This window comes from Gammaproteobacteria bacterium, assembly GCA_016199745.1.
GTDB lineage: Bacteria > Pseudomonadota > Gammaproteobacteria > Acidiferrobacterales > Sulfurifustaceae > JACQFZ01.
In genome coordinates, this window is record JACQFZ010000020.1 from 19,422 (window position 1) to 35,288 (window position 15,867).

The 15,867-nt window shown below is 59.3% G+C and carries 14 protein-coding genes; 8 read left to right on the plus strand and 6 right to left on the minus strand.

Annotation, left to right across the window (positions count from 1 at the left end):
- Positions 1-137: 137 nt before the first annotated feature.
- The gene (gene rnd, locus HY308_04420) at positions 138-1,223 is read left to right on the plus strand and encodes a ribonuclease D (protein ID MBI3897525.1); all 1,086 of its coding nucleotides are present in this window, start codon (positions 138-140) and stop codon (positions 1,221-1,223) included.
- A 137-nt stretch (positions 1,224-1,360) separates the two neighbouring features.
- On the opposite strand, the gene HY308_04425 is transcribed toward rnd, so the two are convergent.
- The 6 genes from HY308_04425 to HY308_04450 form a co-directional block, all read right to left on the minus strand.
- The gene (locus tag HY308_04425) at positions 1,361-1,969 is read right to left on the minus strand and encodes a hypothetical protein (GenBank protein MBI3897526.1); all 609 of its coding nucleotides are present in this window, start codon (positions 1,967-1,969) and stop codon (positions 1,361-1,363) included.
- A 55-nt stretch (positions 1,970-2,024) separates the two neighbouring features.
- A complete protein-coding gene (locus HY308_04430; GenBank protein ID MBI3897527.1) occupies positions 2,025-3,173 on the minus strand; it encodes a murein transglycosylase A in 1,149 nt (382 codons plus the stop codon).
- Positions 3,174-3,320: 147 nt separating this feature from the next.
- Positions 3,321-5,621, minus strand: coding sequence for a type I DNA topoisomerase (topA, locus tag HY308_04435; GenBank protein MBI3897528.1), 2,301 nt, complete (start codon positions 5,619-5,621; stop codon positions 3,321-3,323).
- A 272-nt stretch (positions 5,622-5,893) separates the two neighbouring features.
- A complete protein-coding gene (locus HY308_04440; GenBank protein MBI3897529.1) occupies positions 5,894-6,376 on the minus strand; it encodes a DUF494 domain-containing protein in 483 nt (160 codons plus the stop codon).
- Between the two features lie 17 nt (positions 6,377-6,393).
- Positions 6,394-7,551: a DNA-protecting protein DprA gene (dprA, locus tag HY308_04445; protein MBI3897530.1), complete on the minus strand. Its 1,158-nt coding sequence runs from the start codon at positions 7,549-7,551 to the stop codon at positions 6,394-6,396.
- A 44-nt stretch (positions 7,552-7,595) separates the two neighbouring features.
- Positions 7,596-8,651: a LysM peptidoglycan-binding domain-containing protein gene (locus HY308_04450; protein MBI3897531.1), complete on the minus strand. Its 1,056-nt coding sequence runs from the start codon at positions 8,649-8,651 to the stop codon at positions 7,596-7,598.
- A gap of 245 nt (positions 8,652-8,896) precedes the next feature.
- Here HY308_04450 and HY308_04455 point away from each other — a divergent pair, with 245 nt between their 5' ends.
- The 7 genes from HY308_04455 to HY308_04485 are packed head-to-tail and all read left to right on the plus strand — an operon-like array spanning position 8,897 to position 15,855.
- The gene (locus tag HY308_04455; protein MBI3897532.1) at positions 8,897-9,400 is read left to right on the plus strand and encodes a peptide deformylase; all 504 of its coding nucleotides are present in this window, start codon (positions 8,897-8,899) and stop codon (positions 9,398-9,400) included.
- A complete protein-coding gene (locus HY308_04460) occupies positions 9,401-10,330 on the plus strand; it encodes a methionyl-tRNA formyltransferase (protein MBI3897533.1) in 930 nt (309 codons plus the stop codon).
- Positions 10,327-11,634: a 16S rRNA (cytosine(967)-C(5))-methyltransferase RsmB gene (gene rsmB, locus HY308_04465; protein MBI3897534.1), complete on the plus strand. Its 1,308-nt coding sequence runs from the start codon at positions 10,327-10,329 to the stop codon at positions 11,632-11,634. Before HY308_04460 ends, rsmB begins: the two co-directional genes overlap by 4 nt.
- Positions 11,635-11,641: 7 nt before the next feature.
- Entirely contained in the window at positions 11,642-12,208 is a 567-nt protein-coding gene (locus HY308_04470; GenBank protein ID MBI3897535.1) for a DUF4390 domain-containing protein, read from the plus strand.
- Positions 12,190-13,446 (plus strand): HAMP domain-containing protein, encoded by a 1,257-nt coding sequence (locus tag HY308_04475; protein ID MBI3897536.1) that lies wholly within the window; start codon positions 12,190-12,192, stop codon positions 13,444-13,446. Before HY308_04470 ends, HY308_04475 begins: the two co-directional genes overlap by 19 nt.
- Positions 13,412-14,491, plus strand: coding sequence for a hypothetical protein (locus tag HY308_04480; GenBank protein MBI3897537.1), 1,080 nt, complete (start codon positions 13,412-13,414; stop codon positions 14,489-14,491). Before HY308_04475 ends, HY308_04480 begins: the two co-directional genes overlap by 35 nt.
- Complete coding sequence (locus HY308_04485) at positions 14,488-15,855, plus strand: sigma-54-dependent Fis family transcriptional regulator (GenBank protein MBI3897538.1); 1,368 nt, start codon at positions 14,488-14,490, stop codon at positions 15,853-15,855. Before HY308_04480 ends, HY308_04485 begins: the two co-directional genes overlap by 4 nt.
- Positions 15,856-15,867: the final 12 nt, after the last annotated feature.

Consider the following 15,867-nt stretch of genomic DNA (forward strand, 5'->3'; position numbering starts at 1 on the left):
ACAGATGACGTCCCTGTTGCCAACAAGGAGTCTGGTGTGATCGATAGGTTGCATGGATTGAAAGGGCGAACTTGCGGCGACATGACTGCAAAAGTCCAAGGAAGGACTTTTGCAACATCCTTGTTAGACTGCGCGCCGTGACCTTACTCATCGAAGAACCCCAAGCACTGTCCGACTTTTGCGCGCGCATCCGCGGCAGCGCGTGGATCGCGGTCGATACCGAATTCACGCGTGAACGCACATATTATGCGCGCCTAGGTTTATTACAACTCGCCACCGACGACATCATCGCCTGCATCGATCCGCTCAAGGTCGATCTCTCGCCGTTGCTCGATGTGCTCTACGATCCGTCGATGCTCAAGGTACTGCACGCCGCGCGGCAAGATCTCGAAGTACTCTACGATCAGCGCAAAGCGGTGCCGCAACCGCTGTTCGATACGCAAATCGCCGCCGCCTTGCTCGGCCATCCGGAACAAGTCGGTTACGCGCCATTGGTGGAAACCATCACCGGCGTAAAGCTGCCGAAGCTGCACACGCGCACCGATTGGGAAGCGCGGCCGCTTTCATCCGAGCAACTGCATTACGCCGAAGACGACGTGCGTTATCTGCGCGACGTGTATCGCGCGCTCGACGCGGAACTGCAGCGGCTGGATCGACTATCGTGGTTGGCGGAGGAGTGTGCCGCTTTGACCGATGTCATGCTCTATCGCAACGATCCGGAGCTTGCTTACCAACGCTTAAAAGGCGGCGGCGCGCTGGATATCGAGGCGCAACCGCGCTTGCAGGCATTGGCCGCCTGGCGCGAGCGCACGGCGCAAACGCTCGATCGGCCACGCGGTTGGATCGTGCCGGACAACGCGCTGATGGAGATCGCGCGGCTTGCCCCGGAATCCAGCGCCGTACTCGCGCGCGCACCGGAAATGACGCCGGGACGCGTCGATAGCTTCGGTACTGACATCCTGACGGCGCTAGCGACCACGCGCTCAACCAAGCCGGAACGTTTATGGATCGACTCGCGTCCACCGACGCCGGCGGAGCAGACGCTGGCGCGCAAACTGTTGGCGCGGGTCGGTGAAATTGCCCAAGCCCACAACATCCAACCCGGCATCATCGCCACGCGGCGCGCGATCTTCGCGCTGATTCGCGAGCGCAGCGGACCGTTGACGCACGGCTGGCGGCAGCAGCTGGTCGGCAATGAGCTATTGGCGTTGAACAACGGATGAAATGCCGTGCGTGGACCTTCGTGAAACGATGCTCTTAATCCAAAGAGCACGGCAATGAACCGCATCAAAAAGAATAGGGGCCGGTGATTGACGGCCCCATTTCTTCCAATCAGTTTAGTGAGACTCGATGGGTGCTGTTACTTCGATACACCATCCTGAGGTCGAAGCGTACGCTCCATTTTCTGCGCCGCGGTTTTCTTCTGGAAAGTTGCCCAATACGGCTCGTAAATTTTCTGGTAACGATCCTTTTCCTTATTGAACCAATCTTGCGCTTCCGCATTCGGTCCGATGAGCGTGGTGTCCGCAACCCACTTGGCGAAATCGGCTGACTGCATATTGAATTCACTGGTGCCATCCGCTCTGATGGGCGTGGGTATCATCCCGCCGCTTCCCCAGTTGGGCCGCACGATCGAATAGTACGTTTTTCCGCCCGAGAGATTAGCCAACATAAAGTCAGCGGCCGTCCCGTAGGCCATAAATACTTTGGGTCCGGGCGTCGTTTCATAGACGATTTTCTTGCCCATCGGTAATACCCCGATGAACTTGAGCCGGCCATCGACGACTTCGAACAGATCGGCATTAATAGCGCCGGCGACAAAAGACGTCCGCATGAAGACGACATTCGCCTTGGTGGCGGGCGCCGGACGAATTTCCTGAGACGGAAGCGTCATCATCACGGTGGTGCCGCAACCCGACAGAACCGCCATCACTGCAATCCACGGCAATATCTTTATAAACTTACGCATGTTGTCCTCCAAGTTCGTTTCCTTCAGCATAGTCAACGAACCGGGTAGGGATGGATTACGAACCCGGCGAAGTGGCCGGCAATAAAACGGATAAGCGACCCGGCTGGCGCATGCGCCCGGCCCCGTCTTCGGCGGTGGCCCCATGGCCGAAGAACAGATCGGCCCGCACCGGTCCGCGAATGGCCCCACCGGTGTCCTGAGCAAACACGAGCTGCCGATAGGGGATCGCGGTATCTGCCAGCGTGGTATCGAGCCATACCGGCGCTCCCAGCGGGACGTAGGCCGGATCGACAGCGATCGCCCGTTCGGCCAGCAATGGCACGCCGAGGGCACCGATCGGCCCTAGCTGGTCGGTCTCGCGCACGGTAAAGAAGACGTAGCTTGGGTTGCTCTGCAATACCGCCTGTGCCTGTGCTGGATTAGCGGCTAACCAAGCGCGAATACTCGGTGCGTTCACTTGCTCGGGCGTAAGGCCAGCGCGCTCGATGAGCGTGCGGCCGATGGCTTTGTAGGGATGACCGTTCTGATCGGCGTAGCCGACGTGGAGCGTTTCACCGGTCGGCAGAAGCACACGGCCCGAACCTTGGATCTGCAAGAAAAACAGCGCCACTGGATCGTCGACCCACAAAAGCTCGTTACCCGCGAGCGGCGCGGAGCCGTTGTCGATTTCTGCCCGGCTAAAGTACGGCACAACCCGCCGACCCACTAAGCGGCCGCGCAGACGCTGATTGCGTAATTCCGGATAAAGCTCGCCGAGGTCGAGCGTCAGCAAATCATCGGGTGCGCGGTACAACGGATAACGGAACCGCTCGCTGCGCGTGCGGCTGCCATTCAACAATGGTTCGTAGTAACCGGTGATCAGGCCCTCGGTTTCGCCGGCGGCGCCGTATTGCACATGCGCCGCAAAGTGCGTCTCGAAAAAAACGCGCGCGGCGCTTTCGCTGGGTGCGGGCAATAGCGCGGCGTCTTGGCAAAGGCGCTGCCACGACGGATCGCGTTGCGGGAGCTTAAGGCACGACTGCAACAGCGCCGGCCATGCCGGTGCGAGCGTGGCTTGCGACCAACCGGGGAGCTCGGACCAAGCGACCACCGGACCCGGACCGGGTGGCGGTGGAACGTGGAAGCAAGAAGCCAGCGATAGCGACAACAGCGTCAGTGCGATGACGCGCCGGAAACGGAGGATCGACGAAATTGCTGTAGGCATGACGGGCTAAATTCTTTAACAAGGCTTCGCTCGCTATCGTGCTGCGTTACGCAGCGCGTGTCGATACAGCCGTCGATCGTTTGCGCCCCCTCTCCCCTTGCCCTCTCTCGCGAGGGGAGAGAGAGATCAGGTGCGCTACGCGACTATTTAGGTCGGGGGGGCACCATCGGGCATCGGTCCGTCGTAAGCCTCAACGAAACCGCACTCCTTCTTCGGACACGCCTTCTCGGTACCGCGGCGTTTCGTGACCTTGATGGTCAAGATCGGATGCGCGCATTTCGGGCACGGCTCGTTGATCGGCGGATTCCAGACGGCGTATTTGCAATCCGGATAACGCTCGCACGAATAGAAAATTTTTCCGTAGCGCGATTTGCGCTTAAGCATGCTGCCCTGTTTGCACTCGGGGCAAACGACGCCCATGTCGGTCGGCTTCTCGAGCGGCTCCATGTGCTTGCAATTCGGATAATTGCTGCAACCGATGAACTTGCCGTAGCGACCGCGCTTGATGATCAAATTCGATGTGCACTTCGGGCAGTTGCGACCCTCGACGATCTCGGGCTCGTTGCTCGCGCCGGCCGCGTCGTCGACGTTGCGTGTGTAATCGCACTCGGGATAACCGGTGCAGCCGATAAAGTAACCGTTACGACCGAGACGCTTGGCCAATTGCTTGCTGCACTTTGGACAATTCTCGGTCAGCATCTCGACGCCGGGTCGCTCCACGTTTTCTTTCTCCGCCACTTGCACTTTGAAGTCGCCCCAAAATTCTTTGAGCACCGGCCGCCATTCCTTCTCGCCGCGTGAAATCGCGTCGAGGTCGTCCTCCATGCGCGCCGTGAAATCGTAGTCGACGTACTTCATGAAATGCTCGGACAAAAATTTATTGACCACGCGACCGACGTCGGTCGGCGTGAACCGGCGTTTGTCGAGGTTGACGTACTCGCGTCGTTGCAATGTGTCGATGATCGACGCGTACGTCGATGGCCGGCCGATACCGTAGGCTTCGAGCGCCTTGACCAAACTCGCTTCGCTGAAGCGCGGCGGCGGCTCGGTGAAGTGCTGCTCTTTGCGGATTTGTTTCAGCTCGACCATTTGGTCCTGTTCGAGCGGCGGCAATATTTTTTCGTCTTCGTCTTCCGGCAACGCGTCGTCGCTGCCTTCTTGATAGACCGCCATGAACCCGGGCTTCACCACGTGCGAACCGTTGGCGCGGAACACGTTGCCGGGGTTCGCTTCGAGATCGACCGAAACGGTGTCGAGCAGCGCCGGAATCATTTGGCACGCAACCGTACGTTTCCAGATGAGCTCGTACAGCCGCAACTGTTCCGGCTTCAAAAATTCTTTCACCGTTTCCGGCGCACGCGCCGATGCTGTCGGTCGAATCGCTTCGTGCGCTTCTTGCGCGTTCTTCGATTTGCTTTTGTAAACCTGCGGCTCGTCCGGCAAATTGTCGGCGCCATAGCGCGCCGTAATCACTTCGCGGATCTCGGCGACCGCTTCGGCGGCGAGGTTGACCGAGTCGGTACGCATGTAGCTGATCAGACCGACGACTTCGCCGCCGATTTCGAAACCTTCATACAGCTGTTGCGCTAAGCGCATGGTGCGGCTGGCGGAATAACCGAGTTTACGCGCCGATTCCTGTTGCAAGGTCGAGGTCGTGAACGGTGGCGATGGATTACGGCGGCGCTGCTTTTTCTCAACCGAGGCGACGCGCAACTTTCCTTGGGCGGCAGCGAGCAATGTGGCTTCGACTTCATCGGCGCGCGTGCCGTTACCAACCGAGAATTGATCGAGTTTCTCGCCGGCGAAGTGCGTTAACCGGCCGGTAAAGCCTTTGCTGTGGGCAAATAAATCAGATTCGATCGACCAGTACTCACGCGGCACGAAGCGCTCGATCTCTTCTTCGCGTTCGACGATCAACCGCAGCGCCGGGCTCTGCACACGTCCAGCGGAAAGACCGCGCCGCACTTTTTTCCACAGTAACGGCGACAGATTGAAACCGACGAGGTAATCGAGTGCACGCCGCGCTTGCTGGGCGTTGATCAGATTTATGGAAAGCGCGCGCGGATTTTTGATCGCCGCCTGAATCGCGGTCTTGGTGATTTCGTAGAACTCGACGCGATGCACCGGCTTGCCGTCGATGAGGCCGCGCTCTTTCAGAATTTCATAGAGATGCCACGAGATCGCTTCGCCTTCGCGATCAGGGTCGGTCGCGAGATAGAGCGCTTTCGCGTCCTTCATCGCCTTGGCGATAGAATCGACGTGCTTTTTATTTTTCTCGAGCAGGTCGTACTTCATGGCGAACGAGTTTTCGGTATCGACCGCCCCTTGCTTCGGGATGAGATCGCGCACGTGTCCGTACGAAGCAAGCGCAGCGAATTCCTTGCCCAAATATTTGGCCATGGTCTTCGCCTTTGCCGGCGATTCAACAACGATCAGATTTTTTGACATCTACCGTCCGCTCTTTCAGTAGCAATCGATGGATCGATGCTCGTGGGTTACCGACAAATAAAAAAGCCCTACGGCTGGCGCCACGAGCGAAACCGCCGGCATTGTTGACGATAGACGCCAGGGCTTGTCAAGTCGAGGTGATGGAACTAAGGCGGCAAAAAGAGGTGTCGCACGAAATTTTAAACACTAAAGTATTTGAATTTCGGGGCGAGACGCGATATGTACCGCGGCTCGTGAGTTAAAAAGACGCCGGACAGACTTTTTCAACGATCTCAGTGCAACTGGTCCGACATGGCTTCGAAAACCAAATCTTCGAGTAACGAATGAGCCTGCTCCTGGCCGGGTTGATTGCCGACGACCATCAACACGATCCACTTCAATTGCTCGAGGGTGATCTCTTCTAAATCGAGCGCCATGGCGCGTTCGATCACAAGCTCACGCAGGTGTGGGCTAAGCGCGCCGTTATACTCCATCAGCTGCAAAAAGCCGCGACATTCCACGCCGAGCTTACGACACTCGGCGCTGACGTAGTGACGAATAGCGGTAGGACTACCGGCCAATGCTTCAGTAGCGGTGTCTTTGCGCTGTGCTGATAACCCTTCGAGCCAACGAATTGCCTTGCGGATTTCACCGCGCTGGAACCCCGCCTCGACCAGCTCGAGCGCTAATTGTTTTTGATCGGGATTAAATTCCGGGCCTTCGTGCATGTAATTCTCGAAGAGGTACAACAGTACATCGAAAACAGTTTCTTTCATCATCTCCCGCTTGCAGCCTATAAGGCGTTGGGTGCGCGCTGGTATCCGGCAGGCCCTACCAACACCAATCCGCGCAGCTCAAGTTGCAACAGGATGGAGGAAACGGTATCGGCCGTCAATCCACTGCGGTCGATCACAGCATCCATATGCATGGGGTCGAAACCGATGCAATCGAGCAATTTCGACTCAACCGGCGCAAGCGCCAACGGCTCGGATGCGTTGGTCTTGGCCACGGCCGCACCGGTCGCCGCGAACTGTGCCAGCGGCCGCAGTTCTTCGAGCACATGCTGTGCGGTCTCGACCAACTTCGCGCCTTGACGAATCAACTGATGGCAACCGCGCGCCAGGGGTGAATGAATCGAACCGGGCAAGGCGAATACTTCGCGCCCTTGCTCGCCAGCCAATCGTGCTGTGATCAAGGATCCACTATGCACGGCGGCTTCGATCACCAGCACGCCGAGACTCAAGCCACTGATAATACGATTGCGCCTTGGGAAATTCTCGGCGCGCGCGGTCGTGCCGATGGCGAATTCGGAAATAATCGCGCCGCGTTTAACGATGTCGTGCGCCAGCGCTCGATTGCGCGCCGGATAAATTCTGTCGAGGCCGGTGCCGGCCACGGCGATGGTCGCGCCATTGGCATCAAGCGCACCGCGATGGGCGGCTGCATCGATACCGAGTGCGAGGCCGCTGGTAACGACGAGGCCGGCATGCGCGAGTGCGCCGGCGAAGGCGACGGCGTTTTGGCACCCAAGCGGCGTTGGATTGCGACTACCGACGACCGCGAGCTGCGGTTGCGCGAGCCATGACCGATCGCCGTGCGCATAAAGCACCATCGGCGGATCGGCGATTTCGCGTAACAACGACGGATAGTCGGCATCGGTCCAACAGACGAGGTGGTGTTGATCTTCGGCGAGCCAAGCGAGATCGGCGCTGACGGCGGCAGGATCCGGGCCGTTCAAAATAGCAGCAATGGCACGCGCGGGGTCGCAACGTGCGCCTTCATCGAAGTCAGTGGTAGCGAATACCTCTTTAAGCTGCGTGCGCGACGCGGCGAAAATCGTATCGGCCGAAGTAAAATGATCAAGCAACACCCGGCGCCCGTGCGGACCAAGGCCCGGGAGTCGCGCGAAGGCGAGCCAACAAGATTGGAGTTGCGGGTCTATCGGATTCATTAGCATCCGATGATCCCGCAACTCGAGCGGGAATGAAACGGCGGTTAGGGCGTAGAAACGGTATCGCCAATATGCACGGGTCGGGTCGCGTCCAGTATCAAACCGTAACTGACCTTCTCGAAAGTACGGAACACCAGCACCAGCGCTGATTCCTCGTCGGGCAGCTTGTACGTCTTACGCGTAACCGGGTCCTTATGCGTGCCGACGTGGCGCAACACGCGCAAGACATGGCCGTCTTCGACGCCTTCACGTTGGCCGACACTCAGCGCAACGATGGAATGCGAACCAATTTCGGCGACCGCGTTTAGCGCCGAGATGACTCGACCTTTTACTTGGCCGCTTGGGGCATGTGGGAAGTAATACGGCAATGATGCCCGTTGCGGCGCCGCCATCAACCGATCGGTCGGCAAAATCTCTTGCGTCGCCGAGGTCACGACCAGCTTGGTTGGATCGCCGTTTTCCAGCCGTTGAGCATCGCCAAGGTAAGTCGCCTCGTAGGCCAGCACTTCGCCGCTATCGGGGTTTTTAAGGGCCGGGCCCTTGCGGAAAATGTGGAAATATTCCGCCTCCGTATTACCCAGACCCCGCGCGTAGAATTCACTGCCATTACCGAGCGCAATGCGATCGTCAAGGCCAGTAGTCACATAACCCGCCTGCTCCAGCTCCTTCGGGCCCACCACTAGCGGTTTGCTCAAGAACGGAACGATGATCTCCGGTGAAATCGTCGGAATAGCGCTATCGAGCGACTCGTTGTAAATTTTTGGATCGATTTTGACGGTCGCCAACGTCGGATGCGGCGGGACGCCAGCGGCGGGTGTAGGCGTTTCTTCGCCGACGGTGCCCGGCGCTGTTTCCTCAGGAACGGCATCGTTGGCCGGCAGCTTTTCGTTGCGCAGCACCGTCAATTCCGGCTTGCCATCGACATAGCGCAACAGAATGACGTCGCCGGGGTAAATCAAATGGGGGTTCTTGATCGATTCGTTGATCTTCCAGATGCGCGGCCAAAGCCACGGCGTCTTGAGAAAGCGCGAGGCGATGTCCCACAAGGTATCGCCTTTGACGACGATGTAGCGCTCGGGATGATCCGGCTTAATCTGCACATCATCCGCGGACGACAGTGCCGGAAGGAGAGCGAACAATATTATGATAAGTACATTAAAAAAATGACGGGGCCGCTGAGCGCGCACGGGGCGGTTGCTCCCTAGTTGGTATAATCTTGGCCTGAGTGTAGTTCATGGTTTCTCGGAACGCCAAACCGGCGCTGCCGTCAAAGTTGTTGCGATTCAGTGGCATCGAAGCCGATTATTCATCCCGTTTCTATTGATGGGTAGAGCAGAGTTTTTTCATCATGTTGCGCCAAATTTTGCATTTTCCCGACCCGCTGCTGCGGCGGACGGCCGAGCCGGTCGGCGAAGTCACCGCCGAAATCCGTACGCTGATCGACGACATGGCGGAGACCATGTATCACGCGCCGGGTATCGGCTTGGCCGCGACGCAAGTCAGCGTGACTCAGCGGGTGGTCGTGATCGATCTATCGGAGACGCGCGATCAACTCCAGATATTCGTTAACCCAGAGATCTATTTCAGCGAAGGCGAACAGGTCATGGAGGAGGGCTGCCTGTCAGTACCCGGGATTTTCGAGTCGGTAGCACGTGCCGGGCATGTGCGCGTGCGGGCACTCGATCGCGACGGACGGCCGTTCGAGACCGAGGCCAGTGGTTTGCTCGCTACCTGTATTCAGCACGAAATCGACCATTTAGATGGCAAAGTGTTCGTCGATCATTTGTCGAAGCTGAAGCAGCAGCGGATCCGCAAAAAGCTCGAAAAGCACCAGCGGTTAGCAATGTAAATGCGCCTTGTTTTCGCCGGCACTCCGGCGTTTGCCCTGCCGACGCTCAGCGCCCTGCACACCGCCGGCCACACGGTCGTTGCCGTCTATACCCAGCCGGATCGGCCGGCCGGCCGCGGTCGCAAGCTGACGCCGAGCCCCATTAAGCAATACGCCCTGGACCATCAATTGCCGGTACGCCAGCCCCTCAACCTGCGCGCGGACGAAGAACAGACCACGCTGGCGGCGCTCGCACCGGAGGTAATGATTGTGGTCGCTTATGGGTTGTTGCTGCCGCCAGCGGTGTTGTCGATTCCGCGCAATGGCTGTCTCAATGTGCACGCCTCGTTGCTCCCGCGCTGGCGCGGTGCGGCGCCGGTGGCGCGGGCGATCGAGGCCGGCGATCGCGAAACCGGTATCACTCTCATGCAAATGGCGGCCGGTCTCGATACCGGACCGATGCTGCTGCAACAACGGGTACCGATCGACGATACCGATACGGCCGAGCGGCTTGAGCAACGATTGGCCGCACTGGGCGCGGAAATGATGACGGCGGCGTTGCCGCGGCTCGATCGGCTGACGCCGGAAATCCAAGAGGATCAACGAGCGTGTTACGCCGCTAAGCTGCAAAAAAGCGAAGCAATAATCGATTGGTCGCAGCCGGCGCCGGTACTGCATCGCAAAATTCGCGCGCTCAATCCGCGGCCGGTCGCGAGCACGACATTGCATGGCAACGTATTGCGTTTGTGGGACGTCGGCACGATTACCGCGCGCGCCGGGAATGCCGCCGCCGGAACGATTGTCGCCGCCGACGCCAACGGCGTGCTGGTACAAACCGGCGACGGTGTGTTGGCACTGACACAATTGCAGGCCGCCGGCGGACGGACACTGCCGGCGCGCGATTTTTTGAACGGCGTGCGGCTCAACGTCGGCGACCGTCTCGGCTCGTGACTTCAACCACTAACGCTGCTCAAGCGCGCGCGGCGGCGGCCCAAGTGGTCGCTCAAGTCGTTGCCGGACGTTACCTCGATCGCGCGCTCGAAGAACAACGCGCGCAATGCCGCAGCGAAGACGCCGCGCTAATCCAAGAGTTGGCTTACGGCACACTGCGTTGGTATCACCGGCTTTCCGGCATCGCCAAGCTTTTTCTCACACGACCACTTAAATCCAAAGATGCCGATATTCACGCCCTACTTCTGATCGGGCTCTATCAACTGCGCCACATGCGTGTGGCTAACCACGCCGCCGTCGACGTTACTGTCGGCGCCACCGAAGTACTCAATAAGGGTTGGGCCAAGGGATTAATCAATGCTTGCTTACGCGCTGCGCTGCGCGAGTCAGCCCGCATCGAGGAAACGATCGCCACCAACGACAACCTGCGCTACAGCCATCCGGCATGGTTGATCGCCGCCGTGCGGCAAGACCATCCGCAGACTTGGCAACGTATTCTCGACGCCAACAACGAACGCCCACCGTTGACGTTGCGTGTGAATACGCAGCGTACGACGCGTGCCGATTACCTGGCGCAACTGACGGCACAAGGATTGGCGGCGCACGCGCATCCCTGGGTGGAATCGGCGTTGGTCGTGGAAACGCCAGTGCCAGTCGAAAAATTACCCGGCTTCAGTGCCGGGCTCGTGTCGGTGCAGGATGCCGCGGCGCAACTCGCCGCCATTTGGCTCGACGCGCAACCCGGCGAACGCGTGCTTGATGCCTGCGCCGCACCCGGCGGCAAAAGCGCGCACATTCTCGAACGTACACCGGCAATCGCGGAACTCACGGCACTCGACGTCGACGCCGATCGCGTCGAACGGTTGCGCGCCGGCCTAGCGCGATTGCAGCTCAACGCGCGCACATTGGTCGGCGACGCCGTCGAGCCATCGGCATGGTGGGACGGCACACCGTACGATCGCATTTTGGTCGACGCTCCGTGTTCCGCCACCGGTGTCGTGCGGCGCCATCCAGATATAAAGGTACGCCGGCAAGCGGACGAACTGGCGCAACTGACGGATACCCAGGCACGCATCCTCGACGGCGTGTGGCCCTGCCTCAAACCTGGCGGTAAGCTGTTGTATGTAACCTGCTCGTTGTTGCGCGCCGAGAACGAACGATTAATTCAGGACTTCATGCAGCGCCACCCCGACGCTGTCAGCGAGGCATTGGTTTCCGGCGAGAGCGATAGCGCGGAACGACAACTATTGCCGGGCGAGGATGAAATGGATGGGTTCTACTATGCCGGCCTACGCAAAACGTGAGCGCTTAATGCCCATGCGCCGCTCGTTTCTGCGCCTCGGTTGTGCCGCTATTCTGCTCTGCGGCACCGCCCTCGCCAGTGACGACGACTTCCATGTCGATACGATGCAGGCACGCATGGTCAGCCAGTCGTTACAGCTCACCGGCAACGTCGATCTCGAATTAACCCCCGAGGTAAAAGAGGCGATTGCCAACGGCATCACGATGGAGTTCGTGTTCGATGTGCGGCTCTATCGTTATCGCGCCTGGCTGTGGAACCAAACACTGGAAAACTGGCGACTGCGACGACAGCTGCATTACCACGCGTTGTCCGGCCAATATCTCGTCGGTAGCGAAGTGAACCGACCGCACAACCGCGATGCCTACAGCTCGTTGGCGGAAGCGTTACGTCACATCGGTACGATCGACGAAGTGCTGCCGTTGAATGCCACGCTCGTGCCCCAACACGACTACCGCGTCGGCGTGCGCACAGCGCTCGATCTCGAGGCACTACCACCGTTGTTACGGCCGGTGGCATACACCTCGCGGGCGTGGGACCTCAATAGCGGCTGGACGACGTGGCCGTTGCAGCGCTAAAAAAATATCTCACCGGCATTGTGCCGCTGACGACGCTGTCGGTGCTGCTGTTGGCGTCGCTGTTGATGATGAACGCCGCCGCCCAGGACTCGGCGATCTTCGGCCGCATGTATCCGATACTGCTCGCCGTCAACGTGCTCGGCATCGTGCTGTTGTCGGCACTCATCATCATCAATCTCTATTACTTGATCGTGCAGCATCGGGCGCGCGTGATGGGCTCGCGACTGACGATACGGCTGCTGCTGATGTTCGTCGCGCTCGCCGTCGCGCCAGTATCGATGGTGTTCTTCTTCTCGATCCAAACCCTGCACCGCGGCATCGACAACTGGTTCGACGTGAAGATCGAACGCGCGCTCGACGATGCGCTCGCGCTTGGACGCGCGTCGCTCGACACGATCAAGCAAGAGCTGATCAAGACCGCCAACGAAATGGCGGCGGAGCTCGAGAACACCAGCGAGGCGACGACACTCTCGACGCTCAACTCGCTGCGCGAAGCGCATGGCGTGATCGAGGCAACGCTGTTCGCACAAGACGGACGCATCATCGCCGCCAGCAGCCAGGAAGGTCCGGAGATCGGCGATCTGTTGCCGGATCGGCCGGACGAAACGATCGTTGCCCGCATTCGCCAAGGTCAGACGTATGCCAACGTCGATGCCAGCGGCAGCACCGGTCTGCGGCTACGTGTGGTCGTGCCGGTGTACTCACCCGATATCAACGCGCCGATCCGGGTACTACAAGTGTTGCAAGCAGTGCCATCGCGCTACGGCAAGCTCGGCGAAAGCGTGCAAACGGCGTACGCCGAGTACGAAAAGCTGGTGTATTTGCGTGGGCCACTCAAGTTTAGTTTTACGTTGACGCTGTCGCTGGTCGCGTTGCTCACTATGTTGATTGCGGTGTGGGCGGCGATCTTCTCGGCGCGGCGCGTGGTCGAACCGATCCGCGAACTCGCCGAAGGCACGCGCGCGGTCGCGCTCGGCGATTACAAAAAACGTATTCCGGTGCCGAGCCACGACGAGATCGGAATTTTGGTCGAGTCGTTCAACGAGATGACACGCCAGATCGCGCGCGCAGTCGCAGCTAAAGCGCAGCCAACGCGAAGCCGAGCTGCAACGCACCTATCTACAAACGATCCTGACGCACTTATCGTCCGGTGTGTTATCGGTCGATCACCGGCACATCCTGCGTGCGCACAACGCGTCGGCGGTGCAGGTACTGGAAGCCGATATCAGCGCCGGTAACGGCCGGCCGCTGTCTTGGTTGGGCGAAACTTACGAGCACTTGAAGCCGTTCACCGAGGCAGTCGACAACGCCGTCAGCGCCGGTCGCCGTGAGTGGCAAGTGGAAGTGGCGTTGATAACGCCGAGCACGCGGCGCGCGCTGATTTTGCGCGGCACCTTGTTGCCGGGATTGAAAGGACGATTGGGCGGCTACGTCATCGTGTTCGACGATGTCACCGCGTTGATCCAAGCACAACGCGCCGCCGCCTGGGGTGAGGTCGCGCGGCGCATGGCGCACGAAATTAAAAATCCGTTGACGCCGATTCAACTGTCGGCCGAGCGCATTCGCCATAAATATTTGCGCATGTTGCCGGAAGAAGAACGGGCGACGCTCGATCGCGCAACGCACACGATCGTCGAGCAAGTCGAATCGTTGAAGACCCAGGTCAACGCCTTCGCCGAGTACGCACGCCCAAGTCAGATTCAAACGAAGCCGATTCATTTGAACGACTTGATTCGCGATGTCGTCGAGCTCTATCGCGCCGAGCGCGGTCCGAGCAGCAACGACACGGTGCAGCTGCGCGCCGCCGAGGGTCATGCAGAAGCGAGCCAAGTAACGCTGCGTTTGGAGCTGACCGATCTGCCGCCGATCGTCGCCGACCCCGGCCGGCTGCGCCAAGTGCTGCACAATTTGTTACTCAACGCGCGCGACGCACTCACTCAACAAACCAAACCGCTACTGCGAATCGGTACTCGCGTGCTCAGCGAGGGCACACAACAATTCGTGGAGCTGAGTATGCGCGACAACGGCCCGGGCTTTCCGCCAGAGCTAATGGAACGGCTGTTTGAGCCTTATATCACCAGTAAGAGCAAGGGCACAGGGCTCGGCTTGGCCGTCGTCAAGCGTATCATCGAGGAACACAGCGGCAGTATCTTCGCGGAGAACTTGCAAGCCGGCGGCGCCGGCATCACGATCCGGTTACCCGTAGGGGGTACAGCACGCGAGCGAGATAGCGCAACCTTGGTGGCGGCGCTGCCGCGTGTACGCGGAGAACACAACAGATGAATTCAGGCTATATCCTCATCGTCGACGACGAACCGGAAATTTGTCGGCTCGTGCGCGAGATTTTAGAAGACGAACATTACCGCGTGGCGACAGCCGCGAACGCCGACCTCGCGCGCGAGCTTTATCGTAAGCAACGACCCGATATGGTGTTGCTCGACATTTGGATGCCGGGTACCGACGGCATCACCTTGTTGAAAGAATGGTGCGCCGGCGGCCGACCGGAAGTACCGGTAGTGATGATGTCGGGTCACGGCACGGTCGAGACCGCGGTCGAAGCGACACGTCTCGGTGCCTACGACTTCATCGAAAAACCGGTGTCGATGGGCAAGTTGTTAGTGACGGTCGAACACGTACTCGCTGCCGAGCGCTTGCGGCGTGAGAACTTGCAACTCAAACGCGCCGCCGAGCCGGATACTTTTTTAGTCGGTAAGAGCGTGGTGATGCAGCAGTTGCGCAAGGATCTGCAGGCGGTCGCCGCCGCCGATACTTGGGCGTTGATTCTCGGCGAGCCGGGCAGCGGCCGCATCATGGCAGCGCGCTATCTGCATCTACACAGCGCGCGCCAAAACCAACCGCTGATTGAAGTCAGCCTCGGCGCCGTCGCCGCTGCCAACGTCGCCATCAAATTGTTCGGCGCCGAACAGAACGACAACATCAGCGCTGGCAGCTTCGAGCAGGCGGCTGACGGCACGCTGGTGCTGAACGACATCGGCGAGCTGACGTCGGCGACACAATTGCAGCTGTTGCATGCGTTGCAAGAGAAGCGCTTCATGCGCGTCGGCGGTCGCGAGCCGTTGCCGATGCAAGCACGCATCATTGCCATCAGCGATCCGTCACTGCCTGATGCGGTTGCCGACGGTCGTTTCCGCGAAGATTTGTACTATCGACTCAATGTCGTGCCGTTACGCATTCCACCGTTGCGCGATCATCGCGAGGACGTGCCTGACTTGGTGAACGTCTACCTCGATTGGTTAGTCGATAGCCAACGTTTGGCCTACCGCCGTTTCACCACCGGCGCATTGAACGCGCTGCGCAATTATCCGTGGCCCGGCAACATTCGCGAGCTGATGAACGTCGTGCAGCGTTTGCTGATCTTGAACCGTGGCGACGAAGTCGTCGAAACCGAAGTCGAGCAAGCGTTGGGCGGACCGCCGCGCGCGGACAACGATGCGCTGCCGTATGCGTTGTTCAATTTGCCGCTACGCACGGCGCGCGATCAATTTGAGAAGGCCTATCTCGAACATCATTTGACGCGCACACATGGTAACGTCGCCGAGGTTGCGCGGCTGTCGGAGATGGAGCGTACGCATCTGTATCGCAAGCTGAAGAATCTCGGCATCAATCCGAAATCGATCAAAGAGTGATCGATAGATCGC